Raw genomic sequence first — 20903 nt, forward strand, 5'->3', positions numbered from 1 at the left:
ATTGGAATGGACAGAGCTCCAGAAGCTAGTCATCGAACAAAGAAAAAAGTTGTTTAAGTATAAGGATAAGCAAGTTCGTCCTCTTCTTGTTGCTTACGCTGACCTTTTGAAAAAAATGCAACTAGAAATCACTCAATACTATTTAGAAGTGAATGTCGATGATCGTTGGAATTGGCAAACTGCACAAACGAAAAAACAAAAGCTTGAATCAATCTTTTATCAGATTGAAATGGACCTTCAGGATTTATCGAAAACAGCTCATGCAGCACTTGAGGTTGCGATGACAAGCACCATTACTGTTGAATATGCTTTTGCATCCTTTGTAACTGCAAAAGCTATTGATGGTTATATCCTACTCCCTCCTGTTATTCCGAGGGCTGCTATTCGTGAAGTTCTGGAGCATCCGTGGAGTGGAGATCATTTTTCAAATCGCTTGTGGGGTAATACGGCCAATTTCAAGACGACACTTCGACGGACCATTATATCAAGCATGGTTAATGGCGAGAGTGTCCAGAAGACAACCAAAAAATTGAAGGATGCATTTGAAACTGAAGCATATAAAGCTGAACGGTTAGTGCGAAGTGAAATCATTGCAGCTGGGAACCGCGCAAATAAAAAATACTATAACTCCTATCATGAGAGATTTAAAGATTTAGATTTACTAGAAGGCGTCAGAATCTCTGAAACTCTTGATAGGAGGACGTGCGGAACTTGTCGTTCTTTGGATGGGAAAATTGTGTCAGTTGATGAGATGGACTCTATCAAGGACATTGAGCATCCGAATTGCCGCCGTTGCCTTCTTCCAGTAGTAAAAGGTTTTTCTCGAAATATACAACGAGCTGCACGAACCAATGAAGGGGAATACGTTCGAACTAATGCTAAGAATTTCGATGAGTACGCAAAAGAGTTCGGCATCCCTTCTGCATATGAGGTGAAAAAAGAGCAATCGCGTGAACGATACGAAAAAATTAAAAAAGAACGCGAACAAATAAAACGTCGAGAAGAAAAAGAGAAAGACAAAAAGAAATCTACTAAAGGGGGTGATGATAATTGAAGCGATTATTGCTTTACCACACAAAATAAAAATAGCTGGCGTGGACTATACAGTCGGGCTAAAAGAGCTCATCGATCTAGACGGTTCCACTCTTGGTCAAGTTATTTACCAAAAGTCGGATATCACAATCAAGCAGTCTATGAGCGATGACAAGAAAGCTCAGACGTTAATACACGAAATGCTGCATGCAATTCTATATGAATCTGGATATAAAGAACACTCTGAAGAAATGGTGGATCGTCTATCTATCACTCTTCATCAAGTGCTCCGAGATAACGATTTTTCATGGTTGCATGGCAAAAGAAAATAAATACCTCTCAGGCTTTCAAAAATCGCCTGTTTAGTATTTTAAGACAAATACTTCGAGGTTTAATATTTAAACATTTTTAAACGGCTTCTAAACGCTTTTAAACGCTATATGAAGAGTTTAGAAGACTATAAAATACTCAAACTAGGAGGAAGAAAGAAAATGACAAGTTTAACAGTTTCGTATTTTTCTATTTTGGTGGCAATGGTAATTTTCCTATTACACTTTCAAAAACAAAAACAAGCATTCTCTTCAGATGGCTTTAGCTTAAATAATTCGATGTCAAGGTTATTGCCGCTTGATTTACAATTCTTCGCTGGTGATGGCGGTGGTGCTGGAGGAGATGGCGGTGACGGCGGTGACGGTGGACAAGGTGACGTTGGAAATCCAGATGGTGGTGGCGCTCAAGCTCCAAAAACATTCACTGAAGAAGATATCGAATCAGCTAGAACGACTGCATCGAATAAAGCCAAAGAAGATTTATATAAGCAGTTAGGTGTAAAGAATCTCAATGAGCTTCAGGCTAAATTAAAGGCTTCTGAATCGAAAGAGCAGGCAGACGAGACTTTAAAAGCGCAGATTGAAGAAAAAGACAATGAGATAAACGTCCTTAAAACTAGCTTAAAATTCTCTCGTGCAGTCGCTAAATACTATCCTCAAGACGAAGAGTTAGTGTTAACAGCTATTACTCCACTCCTCCAGAAGGACCCTGATACTGGCGAAGTGACGAATATGGAAGAAGCAATTAAAAAGGTTAAGGTAGAAAAACCATTCCTTTTCAAAGCGGATACTAAGCCAGGCTCAACTGAACCAGGCGGCGGCGATCCTCCTGCTTCGAAGAAAGGGAAAGACTTGGGAGCTAGTATCGCTGAACGCCGCAATAAGCGCTTTAGTTAATTGCCGTTAAAACGGTCTGTAAATTCAATTTAAATGATATGGAGGTAGATTCAGATGAATCTAAACAGACGAATTACTGAATACGATGCAGGGAAAGAAATTCTTGCAAGCCCTTCGAATGCCGCCTATCGTGCGGTTACGTTGAATGCATCGAAATTTACTCCAGGCATTGTGCAAGCTGGTCAAACTTTGACCATTAACACAACGACTGGCAAGGCAGAACCGTGGGTTGATGGTTCTACTGGAGAGGCTGTTTTACTTGGTCGGACGGTCCGAGTAAATGTCGGGGAAGATGTTGTTGAAACAGCGCTTGAAGCTGGTATTGTTTTCGAAGCAAAATGTGTTGGTGTCACAGCTGAATTCAAAGAGAAATGCAAATTCATTAAATTCCGTTAATTTTAATTTGAAAGGAGCATTAAGAATATGCTGACAAATAAACCGTATACGCCTTTACTGGCGCTTGATTTACAATTTTTCGCTGGTGGGTCCAATCAAATTTTAGCTCTTGAAGAGTTTTCAAGGGAATCTCTTATCGGATATGTTGAGGCGCTTAACTTACCTTTCAATCCGAAACTTACAAAATTCTTACCAAAAGGTGAATCGAAAGTCTGGACACTCGATTTCGCATACGACATTATCCAACGCAGTAAAGGTGCTGCTGCATCGATTATTCCTTTCGGAATGCCAGCTCCTCTTCGTGATGGTCGTGGCGTTGAGCGTGTTATGCAAGAAGTGGCTAAAATTGCTCACTCTCGCAAAATTGACGAGCGTGAACAATTGAAATTCATGAACCCTCGTAATGAGCAAGAACGCCAACAAGTAATTGATAAAGTATTTAATATGGTTGACGACTTAACTCTAGGTGTTTACAAAGCTGAAGAATGGTTGCGAGCAGCTGCTCTATATTACGGAGCGTTTGTTCATGAGGATAAAGCGAACGGTGTTATCCTGAACATTGATTTCGGTATTGCAGCAGATCGCAAAGTTGTGATTGCTGGCACTGATGCGTTTGATCAACATGAAACAGCAAAACCGCTTGAAGCTTTAATTGAATATGCTATCACATTTAAGAATAAGAGCGGTGGCCGTATGCCAGCGGAGATTCATATGAGTTCAAGCGTGATGTTTGATATCTTGAAGGCTGAAAATACCGTCCGTTCCATCAAAGGGGCAAACGGTGGTTCAGTAACACCGCAAGAATTAACTGATTACTTAATGAAGTTCAGTCTACCTCCTATCGTTACAAATGACGATGTTGTTTACTTCGAGGAAATAGGAGTGACAAAACGCTTCTTACCAGAACGCCGAATTGCATTCCTTGGCTTCCAAGATGCAGCGAAACTCGGAGACACAGTTGAAGGCCCCACAGTTAAAAACGAAGGACAACCTGGTCTATATGTACACACTCGAATCGATGATGAAACAGATGCGCAATTCATCGAGGTTGGCGAAGCTGCGTTCCCTGCTCTTGAGCAACCAGATGGCGTATTCCATTTAGATGTTTAATTCAGATTCGTTAGAAAGGAGCGATGAGTAATGAAGGTAAAAATGTCCGTCAATCTAAAGTATAACGGGAAGAATTATCCTCCAGGGACTGAGGTTGATGTCGTTAAAGAAGTGGCTGAAAAACTGATTGAAAACAAGCAGGCTGCCGCTATTGAAAAAGAGAAGCCTCAAAGTGGCAGCGGCGCTTCTGGAGATGACAAATGATGAATTTGTTGACCGTCGAGGAAGCTCAATCCCTTTTTCCGAAATTGAAAAAAGTTGAATTGGAAGAATTAGAGGCAGCGATCACTCGTGCCTCTATTTTTATTCAATCACAAACAGAACTCCCTTTCCCTATTCCAGAAGACGTCAAGCTTGCGGTTGCTACGATGGTAACTCTTGAAAAAGATGGACCAGCGGTAAAAGAAATATCAAGAAGCGATTATCGTGAAGTGTACGATACCTCGAATCGTCAATGGATGATCGTGGAGCTTGTACTTTCGAAATATCAACCGAAGCCTAAAGCGGACGAGGAAAAGAACGGAGTTTATTTTCTGTGAGTCATTATGAAAAAACCCTATTCTACCGCATGAAAATCTTGAGACGTCAAAAAAGCAACGCTAAGTACGATGCGAAATATACCGTATCAACAGTCGCTGAAAGTATCCCTTGCGGCTTAGCTCAAAGCGGAACACCTTTATTAACTGAGGACAATGGACGTCACGAAATAAAAACGCGCTTCTTGGTGCACACACTTTACGCTGACGTCAGGAAAGGCGATGAGTTAGAAATAACCGCTGATGATGTGATTATTGGTACTTTCATAGTGACTAAGCCTTATCCAGTAATGGATCGGCAAGGAGTTCACCATTACGAGATTCTTGTTGAAGAAAAGAGTGATTCCTAATGGAAGACGGTTTCCGTATCACTGGTTTAGATGAGTTGACGAGGCGATTAATTGATATTGTCACTCGTGACTATCCATTGCATGCTCGGGCTTGGGCTGAGGCGCTAGCAATGAGGTATATGGAACTTGTTGCTGAGTTAGCTCCAGTAGATACAGCCAGATTAAAAAATTCTATTTTATCAGCTGCCGCTGCATCTCCGAATAGCGACGCTGTATTCGAGACGTCAGCTAGTGGCGGTGACGTCAGCGTGATTGTCGGTACAAACGTGGAATATGCCGAGCATGTGGAATACGGCCACGCCACGAGAGGAAATGCTGGAATCGGAGAAGAAGCTGGGAAAGAAGCTGGCGTTTGGGTTGACGGCTTTCATTTTTTCGCTGATGCTTGGGACACTTTCGAACCAGAAGCAAAACAGTGGCTTCAAGATCGGATTGAGGAGTTGTTTGCAATTTGATTTCTAATCGTGTTCAAAATGGTGCTTTAAAATTCTTCCAGGACAGCACGGATATTCCTGGGTACACAACGACACAAAGACAAGAAGCGGAACGCCCCTATTTCTATTTCGAGTTGCCGAGGGGTCAATCTGAAAAAATCGCCAGTAATTTATATCGTCACAGCATCACGCTTCACGGCGTTTTCTTTGCGTCTGATGAGGAACAAATGAAAAAAGTCCTCCCTTCTATCGAACTAAGATTGATGGAGAGGGATTTTTCCATACAGTGTTGTGACGAAGAATTCATGCTAACAAACGAGGTTTATGAGGATATTCAATTCAATTACAGAAAATCAGAAGAATTGATCGCAACCTTTACATTGAGGGGCGAATGCATATCTTCTTTTTTCGTTAGTTGAGTAAACAAAAGGAGTTGAGCTTATGTCAGAAAAACAAACTGCTGCACCAACTAAGCGAAAATCCGCCGCTGTTGTTTTTACTGCAAGTGAATTGATTTCATCTGCTCGAAACAGTCTTGGAGTTTCTCCTGTCGTTGCAGCTGGAGCTCTTCATGACGTCAATGAAATTTCAATCGAAGATGCAAAAAAGAAGGTTGCGGCCTTCTTGAAAAAAGAGGTGAAGTAAGTTGAAGCCATTTGTAGAGGGTCGTCATGAGTCATTGGCTGGAATCTATGCGTTTTTTGAGATGGTGACACAAAATGCGGTTACTGAAGCGGCGCGCGGAGTCTTGGCTATGCCGATAAAAGCTCATTGGGGGCCAATAAATGAGTTTATTGAATTGCGGAGCTATCCTGACGCTAAACAATATTTTGGGACGGGGCTTACAGCTGGATTACTTCAGTTAGCGTTCTGGGGAAGCCCGCTGGCTGTTAAGGTCTATCGTATAGCAACTCAGGAAGCGAAAGTCGCGCAATTAGACCTGACGTCTATTGTCATCAAGGCGCTTTATCCAGGAGATCGAGGAAATGACTTTAAAATCACAATACGTCCTTACTTGGATGATCCGACGAAAACGGAGTTGCTTGTTGTTGAAGGAGCAACTATTCTTCAATCAATTCCATTCGCAACAATTGATGAACTTGTTGAAAAAGCTTCAGACGGCTATTACATCCGAGTTGAAAAAGTCTCAGACGTTATTCCTGAAGCAATTTCATCCCGCGCATTATCAGGTGGTAATTCAGGAGCTACCGTGACCGCTGAAGATTACAGTGCTTTCTTTAAAGCTGCGGAAGCTGAAAGCTTTAACCGAATCGCCTTGGATGGCGTGAAGGATGCAGGAATAAAGCAAATGCTGATTCAATTCGTCAAGGATCAACGAGCGCTTGGTAAGTTAATTCGCGGAACGGTCGGTGGCATGACCGCAACCGCAATCGACTATTACCCTATCGAAAATGTATATCAAAAAGCATTTAAAGATGGAATTGAATATAGTCCTGAAGATGTTGCAATTTATGCTTCTGCTTCTCTTGGGTCATGCCCGCTGAATCGTTCAAGAGCTCTGCAAATAACGCCGTTCGATGAGATTCAAAAACTATCAAACGTCGATATGCAAAGACTTGTTGACGAGGGCAACTTATTATTTACGCAAGAAGGCCGAACAGTACGCTTTTCCACTCCTGTCAATACCATGACAACGATTAAAAATTTTGATGAATGGTACAAGATGGGCGATGGTGCTGACGAAGTAGCTGTTATTAAGACTCTCCAGAAGTCTAAAATCGTCGAAGCAAATGACTATATCGCTGAGGTCCAAGATACATTCTTTAAACGCTTTGCGAGCTATGCGAACACGATTGCTCGCCGTCGAGCTGCTGCACAATTGTTTAAAGATGAGGTCCTGATAGTGATGGAAAATGATGAAGTGATTGAGGCTGGCACATCAGAGTGCATTCCACGCGCTGAATATCACGGAGAAAATCCTACCAAGAACGCTTATAAAGACGAGGCGTTCTTTGATTCAAATTATCAAATTGTTGATGCGATGGAGAAAATTTATCTCCGCAACCGCGTTGCATAAGGAGGTGTGAGCCTTGGGTGCTTACGATAAAGATTTACCATTCTTAAACGTTAGAAAAATTGCTCGGGGTAAATATGGTCGAGTGTTTGATGAGCTAGGAACCTTCATGGATAACGTGTCAGAATTTGAAGCGAAAATCAAGTTCGACAAGAAAAAAGTTGAAAGAGCAAATGCGTTCATGGATGGCAACCGCGTTACTGGCGGCAGTGGTGCTGGTAAGATGAAAATTCATTTTACCAATGCAGAATTCATCAAGAAGGTTTCGCAAAATCCTGATGCTTATTATACGTTTATCGGAGAACTAGAAGATCCTGATCCAGAAACAACAGCAGCTAATTATCAAGTCGTTATTAAGGGCGTCAACTTCGATGAGATTCCTATTCACGCTTTCAAGGTTAAGGATACTATCGAAATTGATGTACCGTTTACTTTCGAGGATTGGGAATTCCTATAATTCTCATTCCTCTTCTCTTTTCCTAATCCTATAAAAATTCGGAGGTAATTGACATGAAAGAACAAAATGAAAAAGAAACATTGAAACCATCCTTTGCGTCACTTGATGACCTTTTATCAGTTAATCCAGACGATGCGAAATATTCGGAAGAAAACGTTGAGCTTGTTAACGGAAAAGTAATTAAACTTCCGATAAAATCCATTACAGCCGACAAAGAAGCTGAAATTCGTAGGGCTGCAACAAAGTACGTTACCACTCCAAAAGGGCGATTCCCTCAACTTGATGACTTGCGATATAACGCATTAATCATTGAGGCGGGAACGGACTCAAATCGCACAGATATTAACTGGAAGGACCCTAACCTTGCGAAAAAGTTAGGAGTGCCAGTTCCGAATCCTGAATTTACCATTCCGAAGCTCTTATCACTAGGAGGTCTTTCGAAAGCCTCTTTAGCAATCATCGAACTGTCAGGATTAGATTCGAGTTTCGAGGACAAGGTTGAAGCAGTAAAAAACTAATATTGAGCGACCCAGAAACTTATACAGCTCATGTTTTGTTCCAGGAGAAAAACATTGATCCTGAAGATTACATGAACGCCCCTTTAAGAAAGAAGCTTTTCTGGGCCGCTAGTATGCAAGTGAGACAAATGGAACAAGAAGAAGCACAAGGAGAATCCGATTGATAATCTGGATTCTCTTTGCTTTTGTACATATCCAATTATTTGAAGAGAGGTGAGGAGTTGACGAACTATGTTTTAGGAGCTGACATATCACTAGGTGATCGCTTGACCCAACCTATGCAACGTGTCATCGATGTTCTGAATCGGACAACAACAGCAGCGGACCGTTTGAATGCTGCTCTTCGGGGAGCGAATCCAGCAGCTCAATCGGCTGGTCAAGGTGGAGCTAGTCAACTTAACCAACTTTCGAACGCATCTAATAATGCAGCCAACAGTGCAAATAATCTTCAGCAACAAACACACCAGGCGAATGAAGAATTGAGACGACAACAGCGAGAAGCGCAGCAGGCGGCTCAGCGATTGCAGGACTTGCGGCAAACATATGGCGGTGTGAGCGGCACAATGGCTCAATCGCTTGATCGCATAAATCAAGCATCGACTGGACTTCAAACATCAGGACTTGCAATTACAGCAGCTGGGGGCGCAATTGCTTTCGGACTCGGTTCAGCTGTTAACAAAGCGGCTGAATTTGAAGCGCAATTAAGTAGCATTAAAGCTGTCAGTGGAGCTACTGAATCGCAAATGACACAACTGTCTGCTCTTGCAATTGAGATGGGAGCCAAAACGAAATTCAGTGCAACGGAGGCTGCCAGAGGTATTGAAGAGCTGGTTAAAGCTGGTGTGTCGATGACAGATGTTGTAAACGGTGGTCTTGAAGGTGCATTGAGTTTGGCGGTTGCTGGTGAACTTGAACTTGCAGATGCTGCGGAAATAGCTTCGACAGCTCTGAACGCCTTCAAAGCTGATGCCCTTTCAGTCCCGCAAGCAGCGAACATATTAGCAGGTGCAGCTAATGCCTCCGCAACATCGGTCGGAGAGTTGAAATTCGGACTCGCCGCTGTAGCATCAGTTGCATCTGGTGTAGGATTGTCTTTTAATGACACTACTACCGCGCTTGCTGCATTTGCTCAAAATGGTCTGAAAGGTAGCGATGCAGGAACATCCTTAAAAACCATGCTCATGAATTTATCGCCTAGTACAAAAGGCGCAGCTGAAACCATGATGGAATTAGGTATCATGGCGAAAGATGGCACGAATAAATTCTTTGATGCTCAGGGTCGCATCAAGTCGATGGCTGAAATAGCTGAAGTGTTAAGGACTTCACTGGAGAAGCTGAACCCACGAGATCGCGGAGATGCTTTGAAAGAAATGTTCGGTACGGATGCGATTCGTGCTGGTAACATTCTCTTCAAAGAAGGTGCAGCAGGAATTGAGGCTATGAGTGCGGCGATGAGCAAAGTAACGGCTACTGAGGTAGCTGAAGAAAAGCTTAATAACTTTAGGGGAGCCGTCGAACAGTTAAAGGGTGCGTTCGAAACGGCGCAAACATCGATAGGAACATTGTTCCTTCCTTCGCTCACGAGGTTAGCAAATGGCGTCGGCCGAATTGTTGATGCATTCAATTCCCTTCCTGCTCCAGTACAAAAAACCATGACAGTGATTGTGGTCGCCGCCGCAGCCTTATTATTGTTTATTGGTCCCGCAATGATACTACTTGGATTCATCCCAAGTATAGTAAGTGGATTCACCTTAATTGCTGGAGCTGTCGGAATGACGGCAGGTGCATTTCTCGGTGTGATCGGCACGGTGCTCGGAGTTATAGCGGCTATAGCAGGAATTGCAGTTGTGCTAACCCTCCTCTATTCAAGGTCTGAAACATTTAGGAATATTGTCCACGGTGTATTCACAGCTGTGAAAAACGTGGTCATGCAAGTCGTTGAAACAATCAAGCAGTTTGCTCTCGGTCTGTTTAAACAGATACAAGCATGGTGGCAGCGAGACGGAGAAATGATTAAACAAGCCGTAATGAATATCGTAAATGCTATCATCGGCGCATGGAAAGCGATACAGCCAGCTGTTTCGGTTGTCATGAATGTTTTAAGGTTTATCCTTGTTGGTGTTTGGAATAACATCAAATCTGTTATTCAAAGTGGCGTTGGCATCATTATGAATGTGATTTCAATTTTTGGTGCCCTCTTTGCTGGAAACTGGTCTAAATTGTGGAGTGAAGTGAAGTCATTGCTTTCGAATGCTTTAACGTTTGCTTGGAACCTTATTCAGTTAACATTCTTAGGCAGAATTTTAGGGCCTATTCGGGCGGGCATGGGATTCATTCGGGCGATTATATCAGCAGCCTGGAATTTTGTTCGAGGTATTTTTACTGGCTCGATTAATACAGTCGTTACAATCGTGAGAACTAGATTCACCATGATTCAGTCGCTAATAAATTTAGTTATGTCAGCCGTTCGAACCGTAATCACGACAGCTATGAATGTAATTCGTGGTGTCTTCAGCACAGTGCTAAATGTTATTCGAGGCAATTTCTCGGCTGCTTTCAACGCATTGCGTTCGATTGCAACATCTGTTTTTAACGGAATTCGCAGTATCATTCAAACTGTTTTAAATGCTGTTTTAACGGTTGTTCGAACTCGTTTAAATGATGTTCGAACGTTCTTTACAAATACTTTCAATACAATTTTAAGCACACTTTCATCCCTGCCAGGACGATTCATGCAATTTGGTAGAAGTCTGATTCAAGGTTTATGGAGTGGTATTCAAGGGGCTGCTGTTGGTTTAGCTGATAAAGTAGCAGGATTAATTGACAAAGTCGTTCCAGGACCAGTCAAAAAACTGTTAGGAATCAACTCTCCGTCAAAACTTTTCCATCAATTCGGTATGTGGACAATGGAAGGTATGTCTGGAGGGATTAATTCAGGAGCCGATCAAGTCGAGACGTCAGCAACGAATGCTGCTCAAAGATTGGCTAACACTTCCTTTGTTGCATATACAAAGGTTAAGTCAGATGCAGAGGAACTTGTTCCGAACGCATTGCAAACATCGGCTAGCAAGCCGAATGTACTTCCTGCTTTCGGTGGAAACAAGGGTTCGAAGGTTTCGAATATTAATTCGCAAGGTCCATCTATTAAGAATGAAGTCAACCTTCATGTCACTACTGAAGCACTAAGAGATATGGCTGAAGACGAATCGATTATGGACAAAACAATCGATCACTTAATGGAAAAGCTTGCAGATCGTTTGGATGAAGTAGCGATAAACTATTCAAAAGTAAATTTAGGGGTGATGGCTGAATGATTTCTATCAAGCACAAAGGCGGCGTTTTTATATTCCCTGTCTCCCCTGGCACAGCTGGATATACTGGTGGTGGTGGGAAATACGAGGATGTAAGTGTTTTGAGGATCGGAACCGTCCCATTTTTCAATGGAACAGAACTAAAAGAATTTTCATGGACATCCTTTTTCCCAGCATCACCTTCATACTTCACTGAAGAAAAAGCAAAATTCGACCCCTTAGCATCAAAAAAGCTCATGGAAAAATTAAGAGATAAAGGTGAAGTTGTCTTATTAATGATTCCTGACATTGATATTTCCATGAAAGTTCAGGTTCGATCTTTTGAGCCTAATCAAGTAAAACCTGGAGATATTGATTATTCTATAAAGCTTACGGAATATAGAGAAATTAAACTCAAGGAAACGAAGGTATCTGGGTCATCAAAGCCAAAGAAAGGGATAAGCAATCCTGGTCGTTCCCCTGCTCCCAAAAAAACACAGCCTAAAACTTATACGATTAAAAAGGGTGACACTCTTTCTCATATTGCGAAACGGCTTGGGTTAAGCTCTTGGAAGCCGCTTTATGACAAAAATAAAAAAGTCATTGGCTCTAATCCTAATTTGATTAAACCGGGGCAGGTGTTGAAGGTATGATCCGCGTGTTATCTGGAAGTGTTGATATAACAGAAGCGGTGAAGCCTCCGATACAGCTGGAAGACGATTTTAAAACTGGTGCTGTAAAATGTTCAATCGGCTTAAAAAAAGCAACTGGATTGAAATTGAAAGCGGGAGCTCCTGTCATTGTGGAAGTTGAAGGAGATGTTTGGTTCGAGGGTATCGTTTTTGATTTTAAAAGGAACCAAAACAAAGATATTTCCGTTATCTCTTTTGACCCGATGATTTATTTTGTAAATTCGAATGATGATTTTGAGTGGAGAAAGAAAACCGCGAAACAAATTATTTCAGAATTGTGCTCAAGGTATGGCGTTAAAGTGAAGGAAATCGCTAATACTCCCCATGTTTTCGACAAGGTATGGTTTAGGTCACAAGACACCGAGAGTGTTTTTGCGGTTATAGTAACAGTCCTCTGGGAAACTAAAAAGAGGACTAATAAAAAATATTGGCTTAGGTACGAAAGAGGTCTAAGGTGTTTTGAGAAGAAACCTCCTTCAAAAATCATAGTTCTTGGCCAAGGTCTTGAATCGAGCGAATATAGCGAATCGATAACTGACATGAAAAATCAAGTGAAGATTGTCAACTGTGAAAAGCAGATAACTGTAGTAAAAAAGGATTCAAAAGCGATTGCTGAATACGGTCTTTTAACTACTGTTGAAGAATTTAATGCAAAGACAAAGGCTGAAGCGGAAGCTTATGCTAGTAAGAAATTAGCTGAAACGTCAAAAGTCGCTAAAAAAATGAGTATGGCTCATATTCATAGCACGAAAGAAAAGCGTTTTTGGAGCGGTGATTATCTGTATGTAGCAGACCCTAGCGAAAATATTGTCGGGGGTTATTATATTCAAAACATCGGATATGAAATCCACGAAAACTTTGTCAAGTTGAGCGGAGAGTTAGCGTTGACCGCGGAGCTCCCTGCTCTTGAGTATAAAGGTGATGATAAGGATGGCAAAAAGAGCAGCTGAACGTATTTATGAACATATGAATGGCGGTCCCGTTGATCAAGGGATTTCAACGGCAACAGTAATAACTGATTCTCCGTCGGTTACGATTCAATTAGCTGGTGATACTATCGCATTGCCACTTGACTATTTTGTTTATCCAGAGGGACTTAAATTCAGGAAAGATGAAGTATTCCTCGCTAATCGCATTCGTGGTGCTACGAGTGGAGATAGCCAGTACGCTTTGCGGCCTTTAAATGAAGGAGTAATGCTCGGCATTTATGCGGGTTCGACATTCGACATTTTTAACACAACAATAAAATTGCCGAAAAAAGACGTTTTTAGTCCGTATCCATTGGTCCCTAACATTACGAATGTAATGATAATGCCCAATCGCTTTCCTACTCCAAAAGAAATATGGGTGGTGATCAATATATGGTAGAAAGGTTGTTGCCAGAAGTAGACTTCGATAGTCTTCTGGAAGAAAGTAACTCCGAACCAGAATTCGGAAACAAAACACCTCTATTCGATTTCGAAAAGAGAGAGTTTGTGACGGATGAGCGTGGGCGGGTTGTGACAGATGACGGATTAAAAGGTATGGAAACCATCATTGCGAAAGCGCACCTAACGGCTAGGGACGTTTATGTCATGTACTCGGATTCTTATGGAAGCGAGGAAAAGGATGTACTTGCTGCTGATTATCCTGACAAAATTAGAAGGATGCTAGTTAAAGAGGCTATTAGAGATTGTTTAATATGGGATGATAGAGTGATAGAGGTCTCCCCTATTGAGCTTACTAATGTTAAAGATGGCTATATTGCTAGATATACTGTGGCGACAATTTTTGGAGATTTAGAGATTGAAAGAGAGGTGACACAATGAGTTATCCAGCATGGTTCAATGAGACGGTTGATGATTTAATTAATCAGATGTTAGATGATGTCGATCCAGCATACGATAAACGCGAAGGTGGCTTTGTTTATGATGTTCTTTGGCCCATTGCAAATCAAAGGTCATTATCGCGCGAGGAGTTAAAGAATGCTATTGACATGGCTTTTGTAGCTAATTCTGAGGGAGATCAACTAGACCAAGCAATTGCTGACCGTTCACCATTAAGAAGATATTTAGAAGAATACGCTTATGGTTATGTGACGGTTTATGGAAATCCTGGAACTCCTCTAAATCAAGGAACAAGGTTTATGAGCATTAATTATAGCGATTCCCCATCGATTGAATTTGAGTTAAGGTCAGACGTCACGATAGGTGATTCAGGAGAAATTGATGTGTTGGTGCATGCGCTTGAACCAGGTGAAATCGGAAATATACCTCCTGGGACTATCGAGATCGCTTCCCCTCTGGTTGGCGTTTCTGCTGTCACAAATAAAAATCATTTTGACGGCGGGAGAGATCGTGAATCTGACACTGACTTTAAAAATCGCTACTTCAAATGGAGGAGCGAAAAAGGTAGCTCAGGCAATCGTGCGGACTATGTTAGATGGGCTCTTGAAGTCACTGGCGTTGGCGGTGTAGCTGTATTCCCGACGTGGAATGGCCGCAACACAGTCAAGGTTGTTCTTGTCGATTCAGATTTTTCTCCAGCTGATGACATCATCATACAAGCTGCAAGGGATTATATTGACCCAACATACGGACAAGGAGATGGGAAAGCTCCTGTTGGGGCGATCGTCACTATTGAATCAGCAACGCCGATTCCTATAAGAATCTCCGTCAAAGCATCTGCTGACGATTTAAACAGTGTTAAAAGTCAAATTAAAGAGTCTTTGAAAGGTTATTTAAAAGAAGTTAATAATAAGTATTGGGCTCAAACGAAAATTCCTACCGACTACAAAATTAGCTATTTAAAACTTGGGTCATTGATGGTTGATGCTGCTGGGGTTGATCAAGTAACAGACTTGCGCGTGAACAACAGCACGGATGACATTGTGATTCCTGCTGGCTCTGTAGCTCAACTAGAGGAGGTTGTTTTCGATGAATGATGTAATTTCTTTGAGAGACACTCTCCTTTCGTATGCACCAGAGTATTACCAGGACTCAAAGTTATACAAAAGCCTGATGTATGCTTCAGCTAAACAGTTGGTGGGCTACGAGAATGAAAAAAACGATGTGCTTGAGCAGCTCCATCCAGAAACAGCTACCTGGGGACTTGAACTATGGGAAAAGGACTTGCAACTATTTCCTTCGTTCGCTGATTCAATCGAAACGAGAAGAGCTCGTGTCATTTCTGAACTTTACAAAAACGAGGAAATGGTACGGCTAGAAATGCTAAATCGAATTGTAAATGTTTTTGTTCCTGCTAAAAATGCAAAGGTTCAATTAGTTGATGGTGGTGGCGCTTTTGAAGTTACATTACCAATTGGCCCACTCCCCTTCTTGTTTCATGAAATGAAGGCTACTATTGATGAAATCAAACCAGCTCATGTCGAAGCTCTTTATGAAGGCGAGATTGATGTAGGTGCTATGCGATTGACTGACGGTACTTATGCTTTCAGTGCGCAATATAAAGAGTGTGGGGAGTTTTCTGGAGAATCAAAGCTGCTAGACTACAAAGATGAAAATTTAAATGCTGTTAGTCGCATCTATTCTTTCCCTGTTGAGTTTGAAACAAGTGAGGCAAATTTGGAAATGTTTGAGGATGAGAGTTTGATTGAGGATAAAACTTATCGTTTTCAAGCATTCTATCAATATTGCGGCGAGTTAGAAACAATGAATGCTAGTCTTTCTCTTACTGAAAGCTCTAGTATCACTAAATGCATGGCTGTTGAAATTTCCGTGCCGTATCTTGAATGCGGTGAGTTTGAAGCTGAAGGAGAGTGATAAAACATGATAACTCCTGTATTTGTCGATTTATTGAAACAAGATGCTGTAAGGTATTTTAAAAAAGCGATTGTCACAATCGACGGTGTTGACTATGAATATCCAATCGACACAACCATAGTTAAAGAAAATGAGTTTAAACATTATATATATGTCCAGGATGAGCCTGTTGGCGTAATAAATAAAGTAGTAATGCTGGACGAGTTAGACCGAGAATTAATGATTAAGGAGCCTAATTTTAACAAAGGCGACGATGGATGGTATATAGCATTTAAAGTAAAAATTAATATTGAGGAGGTCGAGGAACTTGGAGATCAAGGAACTGTTGGATCAGATATTCAACTATGACCCTACCATTTGGCGTGATAGAGTTAGTGATCCAGAGGGCGACATCACGCATCCAGGTACAAAATTCACAGCAAGACGAGGCAATAAACTTGAGGATGCATCTAAGTTAGCTCACGACCGATTGAATAATGTTGTCATTTTTATCGATGAGCTGACAAGGCAACAAAAGAATTTACGCCTGGAATTCCTATTGCTAAAAGCCTCTGTCACATCAGGGCTTACAAGTAATATTTTTGTTGAAAACTTTGAGACAACTGACGATATTGTCTTAATAAATGGATTCCACGACCCAGCAGATCAAAAATTATACATCAGATAAGAAGGGAAATGTTTTGAACAAAGCAACAGATTTAATTATTTACAAGAAGGCTGAAACGCTGCTTAATGAGGTTTATCCAATTTTACGAGCCTTTCCTAAATCAGAGAAATTTGCGATATGCCAAGAAATCAAACAAGCTTTTTATGCCCTGCTGCGAAATATTATGCTAGCGAATAACATCAAAGCAAGAAAACGAATATATCAAGAAGAAGCTGATGCTTATATAAAGCTCCTTGTTGTCTTGTTTTCTGTGGCTAAAAAGCAACGATACATCACTCAGAAAAGGCATACAATGATTCAATTGAAAATTGAAGAATTAGGAAAGATACTCGGCGGCTGGATGAAATCATCATAACCTATTAGGGTTGCAGCTGTTTGGCGCTAACCGTGCTCTTCGCGGGAACAATTCGGCGCGGAACTGGAACAACGATGATGCTTCGAACCGCAACCCGAACTACGGCTGGCGTCCCGCCTTGTTAGTAATATTTAGATCGATGCGTTTACGGATTCATCGACACGGCCTCTAACTTCAAGGGAGCTGCAATCCTTCGTTCGTAGAACGTAAACACATGAATAGTCATTCTCGCCCAGCTGAAAGGAGCGGCCGAAATGGCGAAAAAATATGATCATTTATACGAGAAGATTGTCGATTTTGACAATCTTCTTTTTGCATATAAACAAACACTAAAAGGAGATAGGAAATTCCGTAAGGATGCTATTCTATTTTCTATGCTGGAAGATGCTAACCTAGTAAGACTTTGGAAAGAATTAAAAACTGGTAATTATAGAGTTGGTGAGTATATCAGATTCAAAGTTTACGAGCCGAAAGAACGCATGGTCAGCGCACCTAGGATCAAGGACAAGATTGTCCAATTCGCAACGCATACAGTCATAAAAGATGTTTACTCTAATGTGTTCGTATCTGACAGTTACGCTTGTCTTGAGGAAAGAGGAACTCATAAAGCGGTTGATAAAGTTCAGAAATATTTAAGAGATTGCGAGAGACTTTATGGTTACGGTTGGATTGTAAAAGTCGATGTGTCAAAGTTCTTTTATTCTATCGACCGAACGATTCTAAAAAGAATTCTTAGAAAAAAGATTGCGTGCCGTAAAACAATTTGGCTTCTTGATCAAATTATTGATAGCTCTCCAGAAGGAGAACGCGGAATCCCTCTTGGGAACGTCACTAGCCAAGATTTTGCCAATATCTATTTAAATGAGTTGGATCAATATGTAAAACGTCATCTTGGCATCAAGTGGTATGTGCGATATATGGACGATTGCGTAGCTATCGTGCAGACAAAAGAAGAAGCGCAGAGATTAAAGAAGCAAATGTGTCGATTCCTTCGTGTTCATTTGAATCTGATGGAAAATCCAAAGAAATCGCAAATATTCCCTCTTACTCAAGGGGTTAATGCTTATGGCTTTAAAATATGGACGACTCATAAGAAAGTCCGTGATCAGTCAAAAAGAGCGATGAAACGCCGCATCAAGGCGATGGATAGAAAGGTGAAAGGAGGCTCTTTAACCGTGAGTGAGGTCAAACAAGCTGTTGATAGCTGGATGGGCCACGCTCGACATAGCAACTCATATAATTTAGCTAAAAAAATCTTTGCTCCGTATCCATACATTAAAGTTGAAGGAGATGAGTATTTTGGCAAACGGAGATTTAATTAAATTAGGTACGCTGTATGTTGGCGGTTCAAAAATTGCACGGCCAACTAAACCTTGGAGAAATGATTATACACCACCAGGAGCACCAAGTTACGGAGATACTCCAAATTATACAGCTGGACAAACTATCGAAATTCGAAATACAGATGCTAGTGATGCTTATAAAATTCAATGGCGAGAGGTCAATATAGGTTCTAAGAAACTACTTGTAGCCGATCGCAACCTTTTGGTTAATATTTCATGGGACGACCTAAACGCTCAAAGTTTAGTGTTCGGCAAAACGATAACTATCGATGGCCAACAATATAAGTTGCGATTACTAACTGCCGGGACGGGTCCAAGGAGTGGAAGTGATTGGTATTCTGGTGGAACCCCAACAAATAATGAGTGGGACCAAATTATTGTTAATGAGGCTGGATATTCTGGCTTGCCAACCCCTTCATCATCAGATTTAGATACTAACCAAACATCAGTCGATTACAGCAGCGCCCACAATCAATACTGGAATTGGTTTTATATCTATTCTTGGGGACAAGAGACATATTCAGGAAATGGCGCTTACCGTGCTCTTCGCGCGCTCGATTCGGCGCGGTCCTGGAACATCGATGCTGCTTCGTCCCGCATCCCGTACTTCGGCTGGCGTCCCGCCCTTGAAGTTCTGAATAGTGCCCCCGTGATTTCTGGCAATGACCAAAATTTAGGGAATAAAGCAGCCCCATTTTCAACGACTTATTCAGTTTCTGAACCTGATGGCGATAGCATTACTATTGTTGAGAAGTTAAATGGAAGTACGATTCGCACAATAAACAATGCTGTTTCAGGTCAAACATATGAGATTGCACTTAGTATAGATCAGTGGGCTTCACTTCCACTCAATCAAGCGAGCACGATCACGATTGAAGCAACTGATAACAAAGGATTAAAAACAACGCGGACTTATACTTTCACAAAAACGAATACAGCTCCGACAGCCGTGATCGTGGAGCCGAAAGGTGACTTAGCAAATATTGCAATAGTCAATACAATCACGCCAGTGCTGGTGTTTCAGTTCCAAGACAGTGATGCAGGCGATCAACAGTCAGCGTATGAAGTCGTTATTCAAGATACAAATGGAAATCAAGTGCATACGACTGGAAAAGTGGCTTCAACTCAATCTTTCTTCCAGGTCCCTTCAGGAAAGTTGACATGGGGAACGAGGTACAAATGGAAAGTAAGATTGTGGGACAAGTTTGATGTGGCAAGTGCATATACACTTGAGCAATTCTTCATGCCGAATAGGCCGCCGAACGTAACGGATGTTCAACCAGGAAGCAGCGATCCGAATTCTCCTACTGGGTCGAGTGTAACGCCTGAAATAACATGGGCATTCTCCGACTTGGACCTTGAAGCTCAAGCCGCTTATCAAGTCAGAGTATTTAAAAAAGCTGATGATTCAATTGCCTATGATTCAAATAAAATCAATAAAAATCTAACTAAGCACGAGATTCCAATCGGTGTTCTACAAGAGGGAACTGAATATTATGCCGTCGTAACTGTTTGGGATACAAATAATCTTTCTAAACAAAGTGAAAAGGCTTATTTTCGTACAAATGCAACGCCAGCTGCTCCGACAGCTACTTTTCCAATCAATACCTACCGCACTGGACTAAAGCCTACTTTTGGAGCAGTAATTGGCACTGATCCAGAAAATAATGCGCAGCATTTTGTTATTGAAATTGCTGAAGATGTTAATTTCACACAAGGCGTTCTGAGCTTCTCTTCAGCAGAAAAACGTGAAGGTTGGCAAGTGAATGATGGAAATAACACGTATTTCGATATTCCAATTGGTGGTGTCAACAATAGCTACCAAGGTCGTACCATTCGCTATAAATCTCAGGTCGATCTCCAAGAAGGCAAAGCCTATTATTGGAGAATGGCAGCGATTGATACGTCCACAGGCGCTCGTGGAAAATGGTCTGTACCTCGATCTATCCGTTGCGGGAATACTTTGTTGTTTACGCTCAAACGACCGATATCTACAGGTACTGTAGCAGCTCGTCGAATATTGATTGCGCTTGACTATCTCTTACCTACTGACGGAGCGATTCCAGCAGACTTTACTATTGAAGTATCAAATAACGCGCTTGATATTGAACCTGTTTGGGAAGATGCGACTGAGCAATTCTTGGAAGCTGACTTTTATAACTTTACAAACTCAATAAAGACAGCTGAGAATTTTGCGTTAAATATCCGCGTTACATTCCGTGCGAATGATTCTTTAATGCCAATTGAATTGCGCGGGCTCGGCTTTAGCTTCGACTAATAGATGAGGTGATCCAAATGAAATCAATTACAAGCACTTCTCTTGAAGAACTTCGCCAAAAAGAGAAGGAAATTGAAATGAAAGAGCAGCAATTGCAGGCGATCGGCATTGAGTTAGCGCAAGAAAAAATTAAAAACGCGCAAAAAGACTCAGTTATTCAAATGCTCGGGCGTGAGGTTGCTATGTTAAAAATCGAAGTCATGACATTGAAAGAAGGTGAGGCATAATGGCATTCTGGAACTTGGCTTATAAAAGTAAATGGGTGACAGCCGACCAACTTCGTCTTGTTGTTAAAACAGATACGAATCCATTCGGAGAAATCACACAAGATGAATTCCAAACAATAACGGGTGAAGAATTTTAAATCTAATTTAAACACTCTTAAAAGGAGTGTAAAAACAGAGCGAGAGGACAATATCCTCT

The 20903-nt window shown here is 41.4% G+C and carries 28 protein-coding genes; all 28 read left to right on the plus strand.

All coding sequences use genetic code 11. The features are described from left to right. The first annotated feature begins 1 nt into the window (after window position 1). The 28 genes from DIS06_RS10660 (at window position 2) to DIS06_RS10790 (ending at window position 20844) form a co-directional block, all read left to right on the plus strand. Window positions 2–1054 carry a minor capsid protein gene (locus DIS06_RS10660; RefSeq protein ID WP_110113257.1) on the plus strand — a complete coding sequence of 351 codons (1053 nt, stop codon included), beginning with the start codon at window positions 2–4 and terminating at the stop codon, window positions 1052–1054. Further along, window positions 1044–1364: a hypothetical protein gene (locus DIS06_RS10665; RefSeq protein WP_110113258.1), complete on the plus strand. Its 321-nt coding sequence runs from the start codon at window positions 1044–1046 to the stop codon at window positions 1362–1364. The genes DIS06_RS10660 and DIS06_RS10665 overlap by 11 nt, the downstream gene beginning before the upstream one ends. Before the next feature lie 201 nt (window positions 1365–1565). After that, window positions 1566–2258, plus strand: a complete 693-nt coding sequence (locus DIS06_RS10670; RefSeq protein WP_162595951.1) for a phage scaffolding protein — start codon at window positions 1566–1568, stop codon at window positions 2256–2258. Window positions 2259–2312: 54 nt separating this feature from the next. Next, window positions 2313–2654 (plus strand): hypothetical protein, encoded by a 342-nt coding sequence (locus tag DIS06_RS10675; RefSeq protein ID WP_110113260.1) that lies wholly within the window; start codon window positions 2313–2315, stop codon window positions 2652–2654. A gap of 27 nt (window positions 2655–2681) precedes the next feature. Then, window positions 2682–3764, plus strand: a complete 1083-nt coding sequence (locus DIS06_RS10680; protein ID WP_110113261.1) for a major capsid protein — start codon at window positions 2682–2684, stop codon at window positions 3762–3764. A 30-nt stretch (window positions 3765–3794) separates the two neighbouring features. Beyond that, complete coding sequence (locus DIS06_RS20145) at window positions 3795–3968, plus strand: DUF7210 family protein (protein WP_162595952.1); 174 nt, start codon at window positions 3795–3797, stop codon at window positions 3966–3968. After that, complete coding sequence (locus DIS06_RS10685; protein WP_110113262.1) at window positions 3965–4303, plus strand: hypothetical protein; 339 nt, start codon at window positions 3965–3967, stop codon at window positions 4301–4303. Before DIS06_RS20145 ends, DIS06_RS10685 begins: the two co-directional genes overlap by 4 nt. Continuing rightward, entirely contained in the window at window positions 4300–4650 is a 351-nt protein-coding gene (locus tag DIS06_RS10690) for a hypothetical protein (protein ID WP_110113263.1), read from the plus strand. The genes DIS06_RS10685 and DIS06_RS10690 overlap by 4 nt, the downstream gene beginning before the upstream one ends. After that, window positions 4650–5105 (plus strand): HK97 gp10 family phage protein, encoded by a 456-nt coding sequence (locus DIS06_RS10695; RefSeq protein ID WP_110113264.1) that lies wholly within the window; start codon window positions 4650–4652, stop codon window positions 5103–5105. The genes DIS06_RS10690 and DIS06_RS10695 overlap by 1 nt, the downstream gene beginning before the upstream one ends. After that, a complete protein-coding gene (locus tag DIS06_RS10700) occupies window positions 5102–5503 on the plus strand; it encodes a hypothetical protein (protein ID WP_110113265.1) in 402 nt (133 codons plus the stop codon). Before DIS06_RS10695 ends, DIS06_RS10700 begins: the two co-directional genes overlap by 4 nt. Before the next feature lie 22 nt (window positions 5504–5525). After that, window positions 5526–5729: a YqzN/YkzM domain-containing protein gene (locus DIS06_RS10705; RefSeq protein ID WP_110113266.1), complete on the plus strand. Its 204-nt coding sequence runs from the start codon at window positions 5526–5528 to the stop codon at window positions 5727–5729. A 1-nt stretch (window position 5730) separates the two neighbouring features. Further along, window positions 5731–7122 carry a phage tail sheath N-terminal beta-sandwich domain-containing protein gene (locus tag DIS06_RS10710; RefSeq protein ID WP_110113267.1) on the plus strand — a complete coding sequence of 464 codons (1392 nt, stop codon included), beginning with the start codon at window positions 5731–5733 and terminating at the stop codon, window positions 7120–7122. A gap of 13 nt (window positions 7123–7135) precedes the next feature. After that, window positions 7136–7576 carry a phage tail tube protein gene (locus tag DIS06_RS10715; protein ID WP_110113268.1) on the plus strand — a complete coding sequence of 147 codons (441 nt, stop codon included), beginning with the start codon at window positions 7136–7138 and terminating at the stop codon, window positions 7574–7576. A gap of 53 nt (window positions 7577–7629) precedes the next feature. Then, window positions 7630–8094 carry a phage tail assembly chaperone gene (locus tag DIS06_RS10720; protein WP_110113269.1) on the plus strand — a complete coding sequence of 155 codons (465 nt, stop codon included), beginning with the start codon at window positions 7630–7632 and terminating at the stop codon, window positions 8092–8094. 266 nt (window positions 8095–8360) lie between these two features. Then, entirely contained in the window at window positions 8361–11408 is a 3048-nt protein-coding gene (locus DIS06_RS10725) for a phage tail tape measure protein (protein ID WP_162595953.1), read from the plus strand. Continuing rightward, window positions 11405–12037 (plus strand): LysM peptidoglycan-binding domain-containing protein, encoded by a 633-nt coding sequence (locus DIS06_RS10730; RefSeq protein WP_110113271.1) that lies wholly within the window; start codon window positions 11405–11407, stop codon window positions 12035–12037. The genes DIS06_RS10725 and DIS06_RS10730 overlap by 4 nt, the downstream gene beginning before the upstream one ends. Beyond that, window positions 12034–13026, plus strand: coding sequence for an XkdQ/YqbQ family protein (locus DIS06_RS10735; RefSeq protein WP_110113272.1), 993 nt, complete (start codon window positions 12034–12036; stop codon window positions 13024–13026). The genes DIS06_RS10730 and DIS06_RS10735 overlap by 4 nt, the downstream gene beginning before the upstream one ends. Then, window positions 12995–13444 (plus strand): hypothetical protein, encoded by a 450-nt coding sequence (locus DIS06_RS10740; protein ID WP_162595954.1) that lies wholly within the window; start codon window positions 12995–12997, stop codon window positions 13442–13444. Before DIS06_RS10735 ends, DIS06_RS10740 begins: the two co-directional genes overlap by 32 nt. Continuing rightward, complete coding sequence (locus DIS06_RS10745; RefSeq protein WP_162595955.1) at window positions 13438–13884, plus strand: DUF2634 domain-containing protein; 447 nt, start codon at window positions 13438–13440, stop codon at window positions 13882–13884. The genes DIS06_RS10740 and DIS06_RS10745 overlap by 7 nt, the downstream gene beginning before the upstream one ends. Then, the gene (locus tag DIS06_RS10750; RefSeq protein ID WP_110113275.1) at window positions 13881–14999 is read left to right on the plus strand and encodes a baseplate J/gp47 family protein; all 1119 of its coding nucleotides are present in this window, start codon (window positions 13881–13883) and stop codon (window positions 14997–14999) included. The genes DIS06_RS10745 and DIS06_RS10750 overlap by 4 nt, the downstream gene beginning before the upstream one ends. Further along, window positions 14992–15837 carry a putative phage tail protein gene (locus DIS06_RS10755; protein WP_110113276.1) on the plus strand — a complete coding sequence of 282 codons (846 nt, stop codon included), beginning with the start codon at window positions 14992–14994 and terminating at the stop codon, window positions 15835–15837. The genes DIS06_RS10750 and DIS06_RS10755 overlap by 8 nt, the downstream gene beginning before the upstream one ends. A gap of 6 nt (window positions 15838–15843) precedes the next feature. Next, the gene (locus DIS06_RS10760) at window positions 15844–16185 is read left to right on the plus strand and encodes a hypothetical protein (protein WP_110113277.1); all 342 of its coding nucleotides are present in this window, start codon (window positions 15844–15846) and stop codon (window positions 16183–16185) included. Then, window positions 16145–16504 carry a hypothetical protein gene (locus DIS06_RS10765; protein ID WP_110113278.1) on the plus strand — a complete coding sequence of 120 codons (360 nt, stop codon included), beginning with the start codon at window positions 16145–16147 and terminating at the stop codon, window positions 16502–16504. Before DIS06_RS10760 ends, DIS06_RS10765 begins: the two co-directional genes overlap by 41 nt. Before the next feature lie 13 nt (window positions 16505–16517). Further along, window positions 16518–16859: a diversity-generating retroelement protein Avd gene (gene avd, locus DIS06_RS10770; RefSeq protein WP_239422020.1), complete on the plus strand. Its 342-nt coding sequence runs from the start codon at window positions 16518–16520 to the stop codon at window positions 16857–16859. Between the two features lie 254 nt (window positions 16860–17113). Next, window positions 17114–18181, plus strand: a complete 1068-nt coding sequence (locus DIS06_RS10775) for a reverse transcriptase domain-containing protein (RefSeq protein ID WP_110113280.1) — start codon at window positions 17114–17116, stop codon at window positions 18179–18181. 670 nt (window positions 18182–18851) lie between these two features. After that, window positions 18852–20480, plus strand: a complete 1629-nt coding sequence (locus tag DIS06_RS10780; RefSeq protein WP_162595956.1) for a glycoside hydrolase family 78 protein — start codon at window positions 18852–18854, stop codon at window positions 20478–20480. Window positions 20481–20497: 17 nt separating this feature from the next. After that, window positions 20498–20707 (plus strand): XkdW family protein, encoded by a 210-nt coding sequence (locus tag DIS06_RS10785; RefSeq protein ID WP_110113282.1) that lies wholly within the window; start codon window positions 20498–20500, stop codon window positions 20705–20707. Further along, window positions 20707–20844, plus strand: a complete 138-nt coding sequence (locus DIS06_RS10790; protein WP_110113283.1) for an XkdX family protein — start codon at window positions 20707–20709, stop codon at window positions 20842–20844. The genes DIS06_RS10785 and DIS06_RS10790 overlap by 1 nt, the downstream gene beginning before the upstream one ends. The last annotated feature ends 59 nt before the right edge of the window (window positions 20845–20903 follow it).

The sequence above is a fragment of the Bacillus sp. CGMCC 1.16541 genome (assembly GCF_003184905.1).
Classification (GTDB): Bacteria; Bacillota; Bacilli; order Bacillales; family Bacillaceae_H; genus Priestia.

Excerpts from the sequence above, each read along its gene's own strand:
- DIS06_RS10665 (WP_110113258.1), top strand. The coding sequence starts at position 1,044 with ATGATAATTGAAGCGATTATTGCTTTACCACACAAAATAAAAATAGCT.
- DIS06_RS10670 (WP_162595951.1), top strand. The coding sequence starts at position 1,566 with ATGGTAATTTTCCTATTACACTTTCAAAAACAAAAACAAGCATTCTCT.
- DIS06_RS10675 (WP_110113260.1), top strand. The coding sequence starts at position 2,313 with ATGAATCTAAACAGACGAATTACTGAATACGATGCAGGGAAAGAAATT.
- DIS06_RS10680 (WP_110113261.1), top strand. The coding sequence starts at position 2,682 with ATGCTGACAAATAAACCGTATACGCCTTTACTGGCGCTTGATTTACAA.
- DIS06_RS20145 (WP_162595952.1), top strand. The coding sequence starts at position 3,795 with ATGAAGGTAAAAATGTCCGTCAATCTAAAGTATAACGGGAAGAATTAT.
- DIS06_RS10685 (WP_110113262.1), top strand. The coding sequence starts at position 3,965 with ATGATGAATTTGTTGACCGTCGAGGAAGCTCAATCCCTTTTTCCGAAA.
- DIS06_RS10695 (WP_110113264.1), top strand. The coding sequence starts at position 4,650 with ATGGAAGACGGTTTCCGTATCACTGGTTTAGATGAGTTGACGAGGCGA.
- DIS06_RS10705 (WP_110113266.1), top strand. The coding sequence starts at position 5,526 with ATGTCAGAAAAACAAACTGCTGCACCAACTAAGCGAAAATCCGCCGCT.
- DIS06_RS10720 (WP_110113269.1), top strand. The coding sequence starts at position 7,630 with ATGAAAGAACAAAATGAAAAAGAAACATTGAAACCATCCTTTGCGTCA.
- DIS06_RS10730 (WP_110113271.1), top strand. The coding sequence starts at position 11,405 with ATGATTTCTATCAAGCACAAAGGCGGCGTTTTTATATTCCCTGTCTCC.
- DIS06_RS10735 (WP_110113272.1), top strand. The coding sequence starts at position 12,034 with ATGATCCGCGTGTTATCTGGAAGTGTTGATATAACAGAAGCGGTGAAG.
- DIS06_RS10745 (WP_162595955.1), top strand. The coding sequence starts at position 13,438 with ATGGTAGAAAGGTTGTTGCCAGAAGTAGACTTCGATAGTCTTCTGGAA.
- DIS06_RS10750 (WP_110113275.1), top strand. The coding sequence starts at position 13,881 with ATGAGTTATCCAGCATGGTTCAATGAGACGGTTGATGATTTAATTAAT.
- DIS06_RS10755 (WP_110113276.1), top strand. The coding sequence starts at position 14,992 with ATGAATGATGTAATTTCTTTGAGAGACACTCTCCTTTCGTATGCACCA.
- DIS06_RS10760 (WP_110113277.1), top strand. The coding sequence starts at position 15,844 with ATGATAACTCCTGTATTTGTCGATTTATTGAAACAAGATGCTGTAAGG.
- DIS06_RS10775 (WP_110113280.1), top strand. The coding sequence starts at position 17,114 with ATGGCGAAAAAATATGATCATTTATACGAGAAGATTGTCGATTTTGAC.
- DIS06_RS10785 (WP_110113282.1), top strand. The coding sequence starts at position 20,498 with ATGAAATCAATTACAAGCACTTCTCTTGAAGAACTTCGCCAAAAAGAG.
- DIS06_RS10790 (WP_110113283.1), top strand. The coding sequence starts at position 20,707 with ATGGCATTCTGGAACTTGGCTTATAAAAGTAAATGGGTGACAGCCGAC.